The organism is Actinoplanes sp. G11-F43, from assembly GCF_050589265.1.
In the GTDB taxonomy this organism is placed as follows: domain Bacteria; phylum Actinomycetota; class Actinomycetes; order Mycobacteriales; family Micromonosporaceae; genus Actinoplanes.
Map to the genome: position 1 here is coordinate 170,391 of NZ_JBNZCE010000005.1, position 15,712 is coordinate 186,102.

The following is a 15,712-nucleotide window of genomic DNA, read 5'->3' on the forward strand; positions in this document are numbered from 1 at the left end:
GCAGTCAGCACCAGCGCCGGCCTCGTCCAGCCCATCGCCCCTGTCAGCCCATCGCCCCCTGTCAGCCCATCGCCGTGCCGTCGCCTCTACTCCAGCCCTGTCGGCCTCAGAGCAGCGTCAGTTGGTCGGACCGCGGGGCTCGGTTGTCGTCGGGAACCCGGCGGGCGGCCGCCGCGTCCGGGCGGTGCAGGCCGTGCCGGCGGGCGGCCAGCCGGACCCGGGCGCCGATCTCCTCCTGGTACGCCCGGGGCAGATAGGAGCCGTTGCCGAAGAGCTCCCGGTAGCGCGGCAGCAGCCGGGGATGCTCCCGGCCGAGCCACGCGGCATACCACTCCCGGGCGCCCGGTCGCAGGTGCAGCGGGAGCGGGGTCACACTGGTGGCGCCGGACGCGGCGATCGCGCTGACGGTCTCCTCGATCGACTCCTCGGAGTCGGTCAGGCCGGGCAGGATCGGGGCCATCAGCACGCCCACCGCGAAGCCGGCGTCGGTGAACCGGCGGACCGCCTCCAGCCGCCGCCGTGGGCTCGGGGTGCCGGGCTCGGCCGAGCCCCAGACCGTCTCGTCGACGAAGCCGACCGAGAAGGACAGGCCCACCCGGGTCACCGCGGCGGCCTGCCGGAGCAGGTCGAGGTCACGCAGGATCAGCGTGCCCTTGGTCAGGATGGAGAACGGGTTGGCGTGATCGCGCAGCGCGGCCAGGATCTCCGGCATCAGCCGGTAACGCCCTTCGGCCCGCTGGTAGACGTCGACGTTGGTGCCCATCGCGATCGGCGCCCCGGACCAGCGCGGGGCGGCCAGCTCCCGCCGGATCAGCTCGCCCGCGTTGACCTTGACCACCACCCGGCTGTCGAAGTCGTGCCCTGGGTCGAGGTCCAGATAGGTGTGCGTGTTGCGGGCGAAGCAGTTGTGACTGACCACGCCGTCGGCGATGAAGTCGCCGGTGCCGGTCGAGATGTCGAACAGCGGCAGGGTCAGGCCGAGATCCTCGATGTCGACGACGGTGAGCCGCCGCTCCCGGCGCACCCCGACCCCGGAGGCGTCCAGCGGGCGCATCGAGGATCCGGTGAGATGCCGGAACCGCAGCGCGGCCTCCAGATGGCGCTCGGTCTCCACCCGGCCGACGGCGCCCGGCCGGACCCGGCCCGGGCCCCGGGCGACCAGGCCGAGACAGGTGAGCGCCTCGGCGATCCGGTGCAGAAAGGCGGTGTCGCCGCACTCGAAGACCACGGCCAGCCGGTCGGTGCGGCCCACCGCGCCGAACGCCCCGGCCAGGAAGCCCCGGAACCAGTCACCGGTGGGTGTCTCCGGCCAGCGGACCGCCTCGGTGAGCGAGACGTCGTCGAGGTAGCCGTCGGCGCGGATCCAGGCGTCGTTCTCGACCGCGGCGCCACCGTCGGCGGCGTCCCCGCGGACCAGGCCGCAGATGAAACCGGCCTGATAGTCGGGTGACTCCTTGGGCGGCTCGGCGAACCGGCCCACCCCGAACATCAGGTCGCCCACCGCCAGCGCCGGCAGATGCGGCTCGGTGGGGCTGACGTGCCGCCAGCCGCGATCGGTGAGGAAGCGGTGGTCGCCGCTGGCGACCAGCCGGGTGCCGTCGGCCAGGGTGACCCGGAACGACGGCTTGCTGGTCGCCCAGTGGTCCAGGACGGTGGTCGGCACATAGCGGCGGTGGGCCCCGGCGCCCATCGTGCCCATCACGGCGTCGCCGGGGCGGATCTGGGCCAGCGGCCGGGTGGAGCCGTCGGCCAGCAGGATCGGCGTGTCACCGGCCAGGCAGTAGGTGCACGCATGGGAGCAGCCGCGATAGGGGTTGACGGTCCACTCGAACGGCACCCGGGACGTGCCGGGCACCCGGTTGATCAGGGACTTGGCCCGGATCTCGTAGAACGTCATCCCCGCGAAGGCGGGCGTCTCGAACGTCCGGACGGTGACACCGGGCGGCGCCGGCAGCAGGGGTGAGGCCACCGGCGCCGCCCTGTCCAGGAGCGGGTCGCCGTCGGGCCGCGCCGTCAGGTGGGACCATCGCATGGCGGTTATTCGAACACACGTTCGATGGGCTGTCCATGACATCGCTCGAACGAGCGTACGAGAAAATCGGTCATGAAAAAGGCCCGTGAACCGAACCGGTCCACGGGCCTTTCGTTCCGGCGGGTCAGCCGCGGGCGGCCGCCGTCTTGTCGTCGCCGGCCTTGGCCTGCCCGGCGATCTGCTCGCGGACCTCGTCCATGTCGAGCTCCTCGACCTTCTCGATCAGGCTCTCCAGAGCCGACTCGGGAAGGGCGCCCGGCTGCGAGAAGACCACGATGCCGTCGCGCACCGCCATGATCGTTGGGATCGAGCGGATGTCGAACTTGGCGGCCAGGAGCTGCTCGGCCTCGGTGTCGACCTTGCCGAAGGTGATCCCCGGGTGCTTCTCCGAGGAGCGCTCGTAGGTCGGCGCGAAGCGGACGCAGGGCCCGCACCAACTGGCCCAGAAGTCCACCAGGACGATGCCGTCCTTACTGGTGACCTCGTCGAAGTTCGCTGCTGTCAGCGCAACCGTCGCCATGATGCCTCCGTCTGCGGGAATCGCTTTCGTCGGGTGAAACTCCGGGCACCCACTCGTCATTCCCGCTCAGTGTGTCCCGACACGTGGCGTGCGGCACTTCGGCGGGTTCGCTCCGTCAAACGACCATGGGCAACTCATAGTAACTGAAAGTAGGCGGACAGTGTCCGGTTGCCGACACGTTCGAGTTGACGTTTCCGTACCAGATCTTCAGTCCTGGGGGATTTGCCCTGCCTGTGGAGCCGCTGTGGGAGCGATCCCGAAAGACCGGCGTAATAGTTAAGTAACCTAAATGTGACCTGGCTCACATTTGAATGTCCTTCACATGGATACGCACGGTGAGGCAAACTCTTTCCCAACAGAGCGTGGGCGGCGGGTGCCGGGGAGGGCCCCGCCGCTCATTGCGTCTCCTGAAGGTTCAGCCGATCCCTTGATCACCTGTCCGGTGGCCCGGGTCGAATCGGTAGCCTAACGCCCCATGACAGCGGGCGACGTCCAATCCGGCGAGGATCGATCCTTCGAGGTCGGCGTGGGCCCCTGGACGGGTGAGCCGCCGGCCGGTGACCACTGGGACCCGGAGTTGCTGGAGCATGGCGACCGGCGCAACGTGGTGGACCGCTACCGGTACTGGACCCGGGAGGCGGTGGTCGCCGATCTGGACACCCGCCGGCACGACTTCCATGTCGCGATCGAGAACTGGCAGCACGACTTCAACATCGGCACGGTGGTACGCAACGCCAACGCGTTCCTGGCCGCCGAAGTCCACATCGTCGGTCAGCGCCGCTGGAACCGCCGGGGCGCCATGGTCACCGACCGGTACCAGCATGTCCGGCACCACCCGACGATCGAGGAGTTCGTCGGCTGGGCGGACGCCGAGGGCCTGACCGTGATCGGGATCGACAACCTGCCCGGCTCGAAGCCGATGGAGACCACCACCCTGCCGCGGCGCTGTGTGCTGCTCTTCGGGCAGGAGGGGCCCGGTCTGTCCGATCCGGCCCGCGCGGCCTGTGCCGCGCTCTTCTCGATCGCGCAGTACGGCTCGACCCGCTCGATCAACGCGGGGGTGGCCAGCGGGATCGCCATGCATGCGTGGATTCGGGCCCACGCCGGCCCTCCCCCGGGGTAGTCCGGATCGACCCGTCTTCGGCCGATCCGCTTGACGGCGGACCCCGCGACCAGCACGGTATGAAGTGTGGGTGTCACGGTGAGTTGCCCTAGATGCGCTGCTCAGGTTCGGCGGCCGGACCTGATGCACAGCAGCTGGCGATGCGACGACTGTGGCGACGTTCCGCCGTTCCACGTCGCCGAGCACATCAGCGCGGAGATAGTCGGAACGGTGCTGCGGGAGTCGGCGTCGAGCGCGGAGCGGATACCGCTCTGGTGTCCCTGGCCGCTGCCCTCCGGGTGGATGGTCACCGGGGCGGGCTGGTCCGGCGACGAGCGTTTCGGAGTCCGGGCCACGGTCCTGGCGTGCAGTGGCCCCGAGCCGCTGGGTGGCGGGCCGGCCGACCTGATCCTGATCGCCGAGCAGCCGGGTGTCGGCCTGGGCACCCGGTTCGCCGGGATCCCCGGGATCGACCCCGGGCACCTGCTGGCCGAGGCGCTCGCGGACCGGAGCGCGCACGCCGGTCCACACGCGAAGATCAAGGCCGCGGGGCACCCCACTCCACTGTGGTGTGTGAAATCCCCGGAGGACCGCAGCGCGTACGTGAGTGAGGCGAAGGGAATGTGGCTCTATGCGGTAGCGTGGCCCGCGAGCGCGGGCTATCTTCTCGCGGAGCATGTCGTCCTGCACGACCTGTCCGAGGGTGTGCCGCCCGAGCTCGTGTTCGGAGCGCCGTCGCCCTACCTGCACGGACGCGCCTAGACCCCTAGGTGTGACCAGCTGTTATGGCAATCGACTTTCTGGCCACTTTGTTCACACGAAGCGACGAAGCTGATACCGTCAGTGTTGCTGCGGCGCTGAACGTACACCTGCACCGGAGGAGAAGGCCCCCATGGTCAAGAAGGTCCTCACCTGGCTTGGTATTGCATTCTTGATCTTCTTCATCGCCTTCAACCCGAGCTCCGCCGCGGCGGTGTTCGAGTCACTCGGCGGTACGATCGCCGACATCGCACAGGGCTTCGGCCGCTTCTTCACCGACCTCGTCGCATAGCATCTCTACATGGATCCTGGTGCGCCGCGCGACCCGCGAGGTGAGGGTGCACGTCACCCTCGGGACGACGATGAGAGCTATGGGTACAGAGACCCCGCCTTCGACGACGATCCTGATTACCGAGACGCCTATGAGGACGATCCGGCGTTCGCACGCCGTCGCCGCACACCGGACGACGGCTTCGACGACACGGACGAGTACCAGGCGCCCAGTTTCACCGCCGAAGAGCTGGAAGGCCTCGACCGCGGGGGCGGCCCACGCCGCTTCCTGCCGCTGGAGGACGAGCCGACCACACTGGTCGCTCGTTACCTGTTCCCCACCGAGCGCTACCGCGGCGAGTGGAAACGGCACTGGATCCATCTCTCCCGGCCGCTCGCCATCGGTGCCGGGGCCACTCTGGTCCTCGGCTACCTCGCCGGCTTCCTGACCCGTCAGGAGATCAACGGGCTGGTCACCGTCGCCGTGCTGATCTGGCTCGGCGTGATCGGCTGGGTGGCGTGGGAGGTCTTCGACTGGTACTTCGACAGGTTCATCCTCACCAACAAGCGCGTGATGGTGGTGAACGGCATCGTCACCCGAAAGGTGGCCATGATGCCGCTCGCCCGGGTGACCGACATGAAGTACGAGCAGTCCGCCCTCGGCCGGATGCTCAGCTACGGCACGTTCGTGCTCGAGTCAGCCGGTCAGGACCAGGCATTGCGCGAGGTCAAACACCTGCCGAACCCGAACGAGCTCTATCTGCGCGTGGTCGAGGAGATGTACGAACCTCAGGCCGTCGAGGCCCGGCTCGGCAAGGAAGAAGAGGGCGACGACGCCTGACCGTCGACACTCGGCGGTAGCGTGGCAGTGATGACCGATACGGACCCACACTGTCAGATCGACCTGCACTGTCATTCGACCGCCAGCGACGGCACCCTGACCCCGGCCGACCTGGTCCGGGCCGGGGCCGCCGCCGGTCTGGCCGTCATGGCGATCACCGACCACGACACCACCGGCGGCTGGGCCGAGGCCGAAGCTGCCCGCCCCGAAGGCCTCGGTCTGGTCCGCGGCGCCGAGCTGTCCTGCCGCTGGCACGGTGTCGAACCGGGGATCCCGCTGCACCTGCTCGCCTACCTCTTCGACCCGGCCGAGCCGGTGCTCGCCGGCGAACTGCTCCGGCTCCGGCTGGACCGGGAACAGCGCGGCGAGCGGATCGTCGAACTGCTGCGGGCCGACGGGGTGCCGATCACCTGGGACGAGGTCCGGGGCTACGCGGCCGGCGGGTCGGTCGGGCGGCCGCACATCGCCCAGGCGCTGATCCGGGCCGGACTGGTCGGCTCGACCACCGAGGCGTTCGCTTCGGCGTGGCTCGGGGCCCGGTACTCCGTACCCAAATCGGATCTTGATGTTTTCGATGCTCTTCGTGCCGTGCGGGCGGCCGGCGGAGTCGCGGTCTTCGCGCACCCCCGGGCCACCAAACGCGGCCGGGTGGTGCCCGACGAGCTGATCGCCGAACTCGCCGACGCCGGGCTCTTCGGCCTGGAAGCCGACCACGAGGACCACAGCCCCGCCGAGCGGGCCCAGATCCGGGCGCTGGCGGAACGGCTCGGCCTGGTCGTCACCGGATCCTCCGACTTCCACGGTACGCACAAGACGGTCCGGCTCGGCGCCTTCACCACCGGGCCCGCGGCGTACGAGAAGATCGCCTCCGTCGCGACCGGAGTACCGGTCCTCGGGTGACGCTCGCCGCACCCGCCTGCGCCGGCGAGTGACGGCCCCTAACCTGCTCGGGTGAACCTCAAGCTGTTCGGCGAGTTCTTCGTGACTCTGCTGGTGATCGTCGATCCGCCCGGCATGGTCCCGGTCTTCCTCGCCCTCACCGGATCCCTGCCCGCGAAGGCCCGCAACCGGGCCGCCACCCAGGCCGTCCTCCTCGCCCTCGGTGTGATCGTCGGCTTCGCCGTCGCCGGCCAGACCCTCCTGGACTATCTGCACGTCCAGCTCCCCGCCCTCCAGGCGGCCGGCGGCCTGCTCCTCGTCCTGGTCGCCCTGCAACTGCTCACCGGCAAGACCGACGAGCCCTCCGACCAGGGCGGCGGCACCACCAACGTCGCCCTCGTCCCGATCGGCACCCCGCTGCTGGCCGGCCCGGGCGCCATCGTCGCCACCATGCTGTTCGTGCAGCGCGCCAAGAGCCCCGACGAATACCTGATCCTGGCCGCCGCCATCCTCGCCGTGATGGCCACCGTCTGGCTGGTGCTGCGGTTCTCCGGCGTCATCGTCCGGCTGCTCAAACCGGCCGGCATCGAGGTGCTCACCCGGATCGCCGGCCTGCTCCTGGCCGCCATCGCGGTGCAGCTGATGGCCGACGCGATCTTCGCCTTCGTGCAGTCGTACGCCGCACAGGCCTGAGGTTCCTGTCGGGGGGTGCTGGCAGGATGGTTCCGTGCCCCCCACTCGATCCCGCGCCACCAAGCCCGTGGTTCCCGAGCAGCTCGGCTTCGCCGGCATGCCCGAGCGGCTGTTCGTCTGCACGCCGAGCAAACTCGGGGCCTACACCGACTGCCCACGGCGCTATCGGTATTCGTACGTCGAGCGCCCCAGCCCGCCCAAAGGCCCGCCGTGGGCGCACAACTCGCTCGGTTCGAGCGTGCACACCGCCCTGAAGAACTGGTACGCGCTGCCCACCGAACGGCGTGTCCGCGAGTCACTGCCCACCCTGCTCAAAGCCACCTGGGTGCGTGAGGGATACCGCGACGTCGAGCAGGAACGAGCCGTCTACCGCAAGGCGCTCGGCTGGCTGGACACCTACGTGGCGACCCTCGACCCGGAGGAGGAGCCGCTCGGCGTCGAGCGGGTCGTCGCCGCCAAGACCGGGGTGCTCGCGCTCAACGGGCGGGCCGACCGGATCGACGAGCGGGTCGGCGACGAGGGATCCGAGGCGGTCATCGTCGACTACAAGACCGGGCGGTCCGGGCTCTCCGCCGACGACGCCCGAGGATCACAGGCCCTTGCGCTGTACGCGTTCGCCGCCCAGCGTGTCTTCCGGCGACCATGCCGGCGGGTCGAGCTGCACCATCTGCCGACCGGGACGGTCGCCGTCCATGAGCACACCGAGGAGTCGCTGGCCCGGCAGGTGCGGCGCGCCGAGGAGACCGCGCTCGACATCATGGCCGCGGAGAAGGCGGTCGCCGCCGGGGCCTCGGCTGACGACGAGTTCCCGGTGAACCCCGGGACGCTCTGCGGATGGTGCGACTTCCGGAAGGTGTGCCCGGCCGGTGCTGAGGTGGCCGCCAAGGACCCCTGGACCGCTGTCGAGCACCTCGGCTCACCGGAGGCCGGCACGTTCCAGGGCGGCACGGCGTAACGGCGGAATGCGATATTTCTCCGGGAGCGCGGCCGTCAGGGCACGCAGACCACGCAGGGAGAGCCCGGCGGCCATGTCGGTGGAGGACCACCCCCATCCGCCGTACGCCCGGCGCGCCCATGGTGGGAGCAGGCCGATCGCCGTGCTGGCAACACCGAGATAGGCCCAGCGTGCCGGGCTGAGCGACAGGCCCAGCCGGAACGGCCACCCGCCCCAGTTCTCCGGCACCGGCGGGACGGTCAGGAACAGGGCCGTCTCCGCCCCGTCCCGGGTCAGCCCCAGCTCAGGGCGCATCGACTCGTAGTAGCCGTCCACCTCGGCCGCCGTCGACGGCACCGTCGACGGATCCAGGCCCACCAGCTCGGCCGCCCGCAGTTGTTCGGTGTAGTAGCCGTCCACCTCGTCCGGAGTCAGCCGCATCCCGGCCCGGACCGCGGTGGTCACGAACGACTCCACCTCGGTCACATGCACCCAGCGCAGCAGGGCCGGGTCGTCGATGCGGAAAACCTCGCCGGTACGCGGATCGGTCGCCGTCATCCCGGCATGCAGCCGGCGCAACCGGCCCGCCGCCCGTTCCACCTCGGCGGTCGGGGCGTACAGGACCGTTCCGACATAGTTCGAGGTGCGCACCAGCCGGCCCCATGGATCCGCGCGGTAACCGGAATTCTGTGCCACTCCGGCCACCGCCCGGGGATGCAGCGCCTGGAGATAGAGCGACCGCAGCCCGCCGAGGAACAGGATCGGCTCGCTGTGCACCTTCCAGGTGATCGAATCCGGCCCGAACAGCCCGGCGTCCTCGGTCACAGCCATCGCCCCACTCCCTGGCTCAGTCGTGCACTACTTCCTGGCTCAGTCGTGCATTGCTTCCGCGTCCCGGCGGGCCCGGCACGAGCGGCACAGGCCCCAGAAGGTGATCTCCGCCTCGTCCAGGTCGTAGCCGTGCGCTTCGTCCGGCATCAGGCACGGTCGCCGGCCGACCACACAGTCCACGTCGGTGATCTCCCCGCAGCTGCGGCACACGATGTGGTGGTGGTTGTCGCCCACCCGGGCCTCGAACCGGGCCGGGCTGCCGGCCGGCTCGATCCGCCGGGCCAGACCCGCCCGGGACAGCGCCCCCAGCACGTCGTAGACCGCCTGAGTGGAGACCGAATCGAGTCGGGCCCGCGCCCGGCGGGCGATCTCGTCCACCTCCAGATGCCCGCCGCCGGTGAGGATCTCGAGCACGGCGAGCCGCGGACGGGTGACTCGCAACCCGTGCGTACGCAGCAGTTCCTCACCGGTCGACACCGGTCCATGACAGCACGCCGAAACCGATTCACCAACCGTCCGGTAGGGGTAAGGGCTACGGGCGCGGTTCGATCACGACTTGACGTCCGAGGATGTTTGCGTAGTCAATGACTTCTAAGCTTCCCTGAGCCGAACCGTCGACGGAACCACGCCGCCGGCCGGTCCGTCCCGGGCCACCCGGAACGATCTCGCCCCGAACTTCGCCCCGAATGTGTTCGCCCCGAACGAGGAGGAATGGTGTTAGACCAGGTCAACGGATTGCCGGTGCACATCCTCGTACTTCACGCCGCCGTCATCTTCGTGCCCCTGCTCGGCCTCGGCGCGATCGTCTACGGCCTGGTCCCCGCCTGGCGCCCGAAGATGGGCTGGGCGGTCGGGCTGCTGGCCATCGCCGCCCCGGTGTCCGCCCTGGTCACCAAGCTCTCCGGAACCGAGTTCTACGAGCGCCTCCTCAGCGAGGAACGCGTCTCGCCGGCCGGCAAGGTCATCCTCGACGGCCACATGGCGAACGGGACCACCACGTTCTGGCTCACCCTCGCCCTCGGGGTGGTCGCCCTGGCGCTGGTGGCCCTCACCACCAGAAACCCCCGCGCCCTGCCGAAGATCGCCGATCTGGGCATCGCCCTGGTCCTGGTGGTGCTGGCCGGCCTGAGCGCCTACTACCTGTTCGAGACGGGCGACTCCGGCGCGACCGCCGTCTGGGGCACCTACTGACCTACCGGCGCCTGGCCGGCCCTGACGGTCGGCCAGGTCGCGAGTTGCCGGGCTCGGTGCCGACCGGGCCTTGACGCCAGCCTGCCCCGGCGCCCGTCGAGTTCTTCCGCCTGTCCTGCCGAGTCCGACCCCGTCCGTCGGGTGTTTCTATCTGGCGGATTATCCCGCTTATCGGTTTTCCCGCCGGCGGTTGCCTCCGTCTACCGGGTCACCGGCGGTTGCTTCCGTCTACCGGGTTACCGGCGGTTGCTTCCGTCTACCGCGTCAGAAGATCAGGCGGGAGCAGAGCAGGCAGACGACCACCAGGGCGATGGCCCCGGCTACCAGGCCGATGCCGTAGGTGACCGTGCGTGCCGCGCCCTCGGCCTCGTCCAGCGCGTCATCGTCCTGGCGCGGGAGGCTGCGCGGTGGGGGCGGGTTCGCGATCGTCGGCGGACGCCAGCCGGCCGGCGGAGGGTCGGCGCGCGGTGGTCCGGCGTAGCCGATCGGCTCGGGTGCCGCCGGGGCCGGCTCGGGGCGGCCGAGAGACTCGGCCGCCGGGTCGGGCCGTTGCCAGTAGGCGTCGTCCGGGAGGTTGGGGGAGCTCACGTTCACCGACGGTACAACCGGAGGGGGACGACGGCTGCGGTGCCGTCCGCTTACCCTCATAGGCGTGGACATCCTGGACCAGCCCGAGCGGGACAACGACGCCGAGCGCGTGGTCGACTTCGAGTCCGAAGAGGCCCCGGTGCTGCCCGAGCAGACTCGAGACGACACCGAGCGCGGGTGGGGCGAGCGCTCCTACTCCAACGACGACCGCCTGATGGAGGACCGTCCCCCGCACTGGGGCTGACCGGCCAGACGACGCCCCGACGTCCTGGAGGCGACGAATCCGTCCGTTCTCACAGCCACCCCGATCAGCCCGGCCCCGCCGCGGCGGCGGAAGCGACAGGCCGCGGTGGCGGGAGCGTCAGTCGGCCTGGCCATGGCGGCGCGGGTGTCAGTCGGCCTGGCCGCGGTGGCGGAGGTGTCAGTCGGCCTGGCCGCGGTGGCGGAAGCGACAGTCGGCGCCTGGCCACGGCGGCGGAGGTGTCAGTCGGCCTGGCCGCGGTGGCAGTCGGCCCGGTTGCTCCGGCGGAGTCGCTATCGGCTGGTGCCGTGTGCGGAGGCTGGAGCGCGGTCAGTCCGGGCGGATCACTATCGCGAAGCCGTGGCCTGAGGCTGCCACCGTGCGTTCGGCGGAATCCGGGTCCAAGGCCAGCAGCAGGCCGCCGGTCACCGGGTCGTCGGCACCCGTCACCTCCAGGACCAGCGCGGCGGTGGCGACCGTGATCGTCCGGTTCCGGTCGCCGGCCGGGCGGAGGAGATCCACCCGGTTGCCGGGGCGGACCACGGTCAGGGCGGTGGGATCGGCCAACCGCACCGGGACGCCCACGCTGCCCGGTGGGATGGATCGCGCGGTCGACTGCGTGGTCGGCTGAGCGACCGGTGGGGACGCCGGGGTGGATGGACTCCCCGAACCCGACACGAACGGCTCTGGAGCGGTCGAGGCCGGGGCGCAGGTGGCCGGTTGGAGCCAGATGACCCCCGCAGCTGTGATCAACAGCACCGCCACCGCGGACAGGCGGAACGTGGTGCCACGGGACGGCCGGTGCCATCGGATCGGGTCGAGGCGCTCGTCGCGGTCCCTGGAAACTTTTCGGGACATCAGGTCTCCAGAATCTGCCGGTGCGTGTCTGGGTCGCGGGCAGAGACCAGCACTGCCGTCCGAGGTGGAAGCGACCTGAGCCCGACGTTAGGCGTCCTGGAGTTCGGCTGCCGGAGGCCCTGTGGACAACCGGCGGCTGTGGATAACGAGCGGATCTTTCAGGGGAGCCCGGTAGAAACGAGTACGCGCCGGGCCGCACGGGCGGCTCGACGCGTACTCGGATGTTCCGGGTGTGTCAGGAGGCGGCTGCGGCCTTCGTGCCACCGCTACTCGACGAGGAGGACGACGAGGATGATGACGACGAAGACGTTGACGGTGTCGTCGAGCCCGAGGCCGTCGATGACGTGCTGGAGGACGTCGACGGCGTGCTGTCGGACTTCTTGGCGGCGTCACCCGACGCGGGCGCGGACTTCTCAGCGCTCACGGTGCCCGAGCGGGAGTCGTTGCGGTAGAAGCCGGAGCCCTTGAAGACGATGCCGACCGAGTTGAAGACCTTGCGGAGTTTGCCTTGGCAGTTCGGGCACTCGGTGAGTGCCGGGTCGGAGAAGGACTGCACGGCTTCGAGCTGCTCACCGCACTCGGTGCAGGCGTACTGGTAGGTAGGCACGGCCCCTCCGGATCGATCGGCTGCTGGCACTCGCCAACTCCGAGTGCCAATGTTGCGGCATCGGAGGTCAATTCGTCCACTCGGCGCTCGGCCTGAGGGGGAACCCATGGGTGGCTGTTGTCACAACCCGGCTGTGAGAGGCGCTCCGGCGATGGTCTTGAGGGCTGATCGGGCGGTGGCTGTGGGGCGTCGTCGGGCGGTGGTTGTCAGAGGCGGTTGGGCGGTGGCTGTGAGGCGATCGGGCGGCGTTTATGAGAGGCGGTCGGGCGGCGTTTGTTGGAGGCGGTCCGATGGATGCTGCGGGATGTAGCCCGACGGTGGCTGCGGGAGGTGGTCCGACGGTGGCTGCGGGAGGTGGTCCGAGGGTGGTGCTCAGGAGCGGTTCAGAGGGCGGTGGGAGAAGCCGCCGGACGGCGTCAGGACGGCCTGGACCGTGCGGTCGTGCGGGTCGGTGGGCACGGAGGCGAGAGTCTCGCCGTCATGAAGCAGGGCCACCGTCAGCGTGCCGAGCGGGAGACCCGTGACCGGGGGATCGAGGGCGGGAAGGAGTTCTGTGCCGGAGGTGACGCCGGGAAGGAGTTTTGTGTCGGAGGTGATGCCGGGAAGGAGTTCTGTGTCGGAGGTGATGCCGGGAGCGAGGTCTGAGCCGGTGAGGTCCGTGCGGCCGGTGGAGTCGGAGGTGTGGGGGAGAAGGCGGGACAGGGCCCGGTCGTAGGAGCCGCCGCCTCGGCCCATGCGGGTGCCGTCGTCGGCTACTGCCAGGGCAGGTACCAGGAGGAGGTCTGCGGTTCGGATCGCCTCAGGCCCCAGGCGTGGGCCGGTGGGCTCGTGCAGGCCCCTCGACGCCGGCTTCAGCTCGCCGGTGAAGACCGCCCAGTCCAGGTCGTTGTCGGGGAGCAGGACCGGCAGCAGTAGACGGCCGCCAGGAGGCAATGCCGCGGCCAAGAGGTGTGGGAGGGAAGGGCCGCCCGGTTCGGAGCCGGTAGGGACGTAGGCGGCCACCGTGCGGGCGGACGTACGACGTACCAGAGCAAGGGTTTGATCTTGAAGTTGGGCTGCTGCGGAGGATCGGGCCTCGTCCGAGAGCGATCTACGTGCGGTGAGCAGTCGGGCACGCAGTGCGATCTTGTTTTGGCCTGATTTTTCCGCATCAGCGGTTAAATCCGACATGCAACACCCCCTTTTGAAAACCGGCAAACGGCGCACACTATGTCAGCATCGCTGGAATAGAGGGCCACTCCGGGAGGATGTGTGACACTACGTGGCCGGCTGACCAGCGCATTTCTGGTGGTCGTGCTCGGTCCGGTCCTGCTCGGGTCCATCTTCGTCGCCCTGACCGTCGGGGCGGTGAGCCGGGAGCGGACCGCCGAGCGTCTCGACCGCGCCGAGACGACGGTTGGCGTCGCGGTGAGCGCGATCTGCCGTCAACTGCAGGCCGCCGCCGACGCGGTCGCCGTGGTCCCCGCCGGAAGCCGCGCCGCGGTCGCTGACCAGCTGATCACCCGGGGGCTGGCCACCGCCATCAAAGTGACCGATCCGGATCAGTCGATCATGGGTCGGTCGGCGGGTGCGCACGCGACCGGCGGCCAGGATCGGACCGCCTGGCGCGACTGTGCGAAGCCGACCGCGGAGCCCGCGCCCGAATCGACACCGGGGCAGCCCGGCGAGAGCGCCGAAAACACGAGCGGGGAAGCCGCCCCGAGCGGGGAAGCCGCCCCGAGCGGGGAGGCGATCGCCGACGAGGAGACGGTCGCGACCGGGAACGCGGGTGCCGCCAGTGCGGGTGGGGAAGCGATCGCGGCCAGCGCGTACGGGCAAGAGGTCACGGTGACCGCCGCCCAGCGGATCGACGACGGTCTCCTGGAGCGGCTGGGGCAGGCCGCCGGGGCGACCGTCGTGCTCGGTGGCGGGCCGCCACCGGCCGGGAACGCCAGGCGCGAACTGGCCGCCGAACCGGGCCGGCCGCTCGCTCTGACGCTCAGTGTCCACACCGTCGAGTCCCCGTTCCGGCACGCCGTGCTGCCGCTGATCGTGCTGGTCACCGCAGCGCTCGCGGTGCTGGCGGCGCGCTGGCTGGCCAGGTCCACCACCCGCCCGCTCGGTGAGCTTGCCTGGGCCGCCGACCGGGTGGCCAACGGCGACCTGGACACCAGGGTGCCGATCCCGCGGCCGGACGAGCTGGGGCGGCTGGCCGGCACCTTCAACCGGATGACCCGCGAACTGCAGTCCTATGTGCAGGCGCTGACCGCGAGCCGGGACCAGCTGCGCCGGCATCTGGCGATCCTCGGCGACACCCTGTCCGGAACCCACGACCTGGACCGGATCCTGCCGGTGATCCTGCGGACCGCGATGACCGCGACCGGGGCCCGGGCCGGTCTGATTCTGCTCACCGATCCGGCGGACGGGCGGCTGGCGGCCCGGTACGGTTCGGGCCTCACCGGCGACTGGGATGTGCCGGTGGCGGAGTTGCCGCAGCGGCGGCTGGCGACCGGGCGCGGGATTCTCGGGACGGTGGCGGCGACCGGTTCACCCGTCCGGGGCACCACCGGCACCATCGCCGAGGAGCCGGCCTGTGAGTCGTATCTCGCTGTGCCGATCTGCGCGCCGCCGAACGAGGACGCCGATCCGGAGCCGGGGACGCTCGGGGTGCTCGCGCTCTACGACCGGTTGGGCGGGCCGGGGTTCGAGGACGCCGATCTGCGTACCGTGCGGACGTTCGCCGGGCAGGCCGGAGTCGCGGTGCACAACGTGCGGGTGCACGAGGAGGCGCAGCGGCTGTCGTTGACCGATCCGCTGACCGGGCTGTGGAACTACCGATACCTGCGCGAGGTGCTGCGCCGTGAGGTGGAGCGGGCCAGCCGTTTCGGCCGGATGCTCACCGTGCTGGTCCTCGACCTGGACCACTTCAAGGAGGTCAACGACACGTACGGCCACACCGCCGGTGACCAGGTGCTGGGCGAGTTCGCCAGGCGGATCCGGATCGGGTTGCGGGAGGTCGACGTGGCGTTCCGGCAGGGCGGGGAGGAGTTCGTGGTGCTGCTGCCGGAGACCGACGCGTACGGCGGGGCGATCGTCGCGGAGCGGCTGGGGGCGGCGGTGCGGGAGTGGCCGGTGCCGGTCGACCCGCGCCGGCCGGGCCTGGACGACCAGATCTCGATCAGTGTCTCGATCGGTATCGCGGTCTTCCCGGAGCACGGTGAGACGGCACAGCAGGTGCTGGACGCGGCGGACGAGGCGTTGTACGCGGCGAAGCATGCCGGCCGGGACACGTACCGATTGGCCGAGCGGGTTTCCGATGTCGTACCGGAAGGGCATCTGGATGCCGCGAGACATGCCCGTGGCCGCTAGTCTCGGCGACATGCTTGA

The 15,712-nt window shown here is 70.3% G+C and carries 18 protein-coding genes; 10 read left to right on the forward strand and 8 right to left on the reverse strand.

Annotated features, from left to right (window positions below):
* Positions 1–106: 106 nt before the first annotated feature.
* Complete coding sequence (locus ACQ0O7_RS05920) at positions 107–2,074, reverse strand: intein-containing Rv2578c family radical SAM protein (RefSeq protein ID WP_430780726.1); 1,968 nt, start codon at positions 2,072–2,074, stop codon at positions 107–109.
* Positions 2,075–2,156: 82 nt separating this feature from the next.
* Positions 2,157–2,552 (reverse strand): thioredoxin family protein, encoded by a 396-nt coding sequence (locus ACQ0O7_RS05925; RefSeq protein ID WP_430780727.1) that lies wholly within the window; start codon positions 2,550–2,552, stop codon positions 2,157–2,159.
* Between the two features lie 475 nt (positions 2,553–3,027).
* Between ACQ0O7_RS05925 and ACQ0O7_RS05930 the strand changes: the two genes are divergently transcribed.
* The 7 genes from ACQ0O7_RS05930 (at position 3,028) to ACQ0O7_RS05960 (ending at position 8,051) form a co-directional block, all read left to right on the forward strand.
* A complete protein-coding gene (locus tag ACQ0O7_RS05930) occupies positions 3,028–3,675 on the forward strand; it encodes a TrmH family RNA methyltransferase (protein WP_430780728.1) in 648 nt (215 codons plus the stop codon).
* Positions 3,676–3,753: 78 nt separating this feature from the next.
* Positions 3,754–4,416, forward strand: a complete 663-nt coding sequence (locus ACQ0O7_RS05935; RefSeq protein ID WP_430780729.1) for a DUF6758 family protein — start codon at positions 3,754–3,756, stop codon at positions 4,414–4,416.
* Between the two features lie 130 nt (positions 4,417–4,546).
* Complete coding sequence (locus ACQ0O7_RS05940; RefSeq protein ID WP_430780730.1) at positions 4,547–4,705, forward strand: hypothetical protein; 159 nt, start codon at positions 4,547–4,549, stop codon at positions 4,703–4,705.
* Positions 4,706–4,714: 9 nt separating this feature from the next.
* Positions 4,715–5,524, forward strand: a complete 810-nt coding sequence (locus ACQ0O7_RS05945) for a PH domain-containing protein (RefSeq protein ID WP_430780731.1) — start codon at positions 4,715–4,717, stop codon at positions 5,522–5,524.
* Between the two features lie 30 nt (positions 5,525–5,554).
* Positions 5,555–6,424 carry a PHP domain-containing protein gene (locus tag ACQ0O7_RS05950; RefSeq protein ID WP_430780732.1) on the forward strand — a complete coding sequence of 290 codons (870 nt, stop codon included), beginning with the start codon at positions 5,555–5,557 and terminating at the stop codon, positions 6,422–6,424.
* A 51-nt stretch (positions 6,425–6,475) separates the two neighbouring features.
* On the forward strand, positions 6,476–7,096 hold the full coding sequence (locus ACQ0O7_RS05955) for a MarC family protein (RefSeq protein ID WP_430780733.1): 621 nt from the start codon (positions 6,476–6,478) through the stop codon (positions 7,094–7,096).
* A gap of 34 nt (positions 7,097–7,130) precedes the next feature.
* Entirely contained in the window at positions 7,131–8,051 is a 921-nt protein-coding gene (locus ACQ0O7_RS05960; protein WP_430780734.1) for a RecB family exonuclease, read from the forward strand.
* Here the strand turns inward: ACQ0O7_RS05960 and ACQ0O7_RS05965 are convergent.
* Both ACQ0O7_RS05965 and ACQ0O7_RS05970 read right to left on the reverse strand, forming a co-directional pair.
* Positions 8,013–8,861, reverse strand: a complete 849-nt coding sequence (locus ACQ0O7_RS05965) for an oxygenase MpaB family protein (protein ID WP_430780735.1) — start codon at positions 8,859–8,861, stop codon at positions 8,013–8,015. The two genes, ACQ0O7_RS05960 and ACQ0O7_RS05965, sit on opposite strands and share 39 nt — an antisense overlap.
* Positions 8,862–8,900: 39 nt before the next feature.
* On the reverse strand, positions 8,901–9,338 hold the full coding sequence (locus tag ACQ0O7_RS05970; protein WP_430780736.1) for a Fur family transcriptional regulator: 438 nt from the start codon (positions 9,336–9,338) through the stop codon (positions 8,901–8,903).
* A 264-nt stretch (positions 9,339–9,602) separates the two neighbouring features.
* Here ACQ0O7_RS05970 and ACQ0O7_RS05975 point away from each other — a divergent pair, with 264 nt between their 5' ends.
* The gene (locus tag ACQ0O7_RS05975) at positions 9,603–10,052 is read left to right on the forward strand and encodes a DUF2231 domain-containing protein (RefSeq protein WP_430780737.1); all 450 of its coding nucleotides are present in this window, start codon (positions 9,603–9,605) and stop codon (positions 10,050–10,052) included.
* Positions 10,053–10,316: 264 nt separating this feature from the next.
* Here ACQ0O7_RS05975 and ACQ0O7_RS05980 read toward each other — a convergent pair whose 3' ends face one another.
* Positions 10,317–10,640 (reverse strand): translation initiation factor 2, encoded by a 324-nt coding sequence (locus tag ACQ0O7_RS05980; protein ID WP_430780738.1) that lies wholly within the window; start codon positions 10,638–10,640, stop codon positions 10,317–10,319.
* 64 nt (positions 10,641–10,704) lie between these two features.
* Between ACQ0O7_RS05980 and ACQ0O7_RS05985 the strand changes: the two genes are divergently transcribed.
* Positions 10,705–10,884 (forward strand): hypothetical protein, encoded by a 180-nt coding sequence (locus ACQ0O7_RS05985; protein WP_430780739.1) that lies wholly within the window; start codon positions 10,705–10,707, stop codon positions 10,882–10,884.
* 327 nt (positions 10,885–11,211) lie between these two features.
* Here ACQ0O7_RS05985 and ACQ0O7_RS05990 read toward each other — a convergent pair whose 3' ends face one another.
* From ACQ0O7_RS05990 to ACQ0O7_RS06000, 3 genes are all read right to left on the reverse strand, one after another.
* Positions 11,212–11,739: a hypothetical protein gene (locus tag ACQ0O7_RS05990; protein WP_430780740.1), complete on the reverse strand. Its 528-nt coding sequence runs from the start codon at positions 11,737–11,739 to the stop codon at positions 11,212–11,214.
* Positions 11,740–11,974: 235 nt separating this feature from the next.
* The gene (locus ACQ0O7_RS05995; RefSeq protein WP_430780741.1) at positions 11,975–12,346 is read right to left on the reverse strand and encodes an FmdB family zinc ribbon protein; all 372 of its coding nucleotides are present in this window, start codon (positions 12,344–12,346) and stop codon (positions 11,975–11,977) included.
* A gap of 372 nt (positions 12,347–12,718) precedes the next feature.
* Positions 12,719–13,516 carry a 5-formyltetrahydrofolate cyclo-ligase gene (locus ACQ0O7_RS06000; protein WP_430780742.1) on the reverse strand — a complete coding sequence of 266 codons (798 nt, stop codon included), beginning with the start codon at positions 13,514–13,516 and terminating at the stop codon, positions 12,719–12,721.
* Positions 13,517–13,597: 81 nt separating this feature from the next.
* Between ACQ0O7_RS06000 and ACQ0O7_RS06005 the strand changes: the two genes are divergently transcribed.
* Positions 13,598–15,694, forward strand: a complete 2,097-nt coding sequence (locus ACQ0O7_RS06005; RefSeq protein ID WP_430780743.1) for a diguanylate cyclase — start codon at positions 13,598–13,600, stop codon at positions 15,692–15,694.
* Positions 15,695–15,712 lie beyond the last annotated feature (18 nt).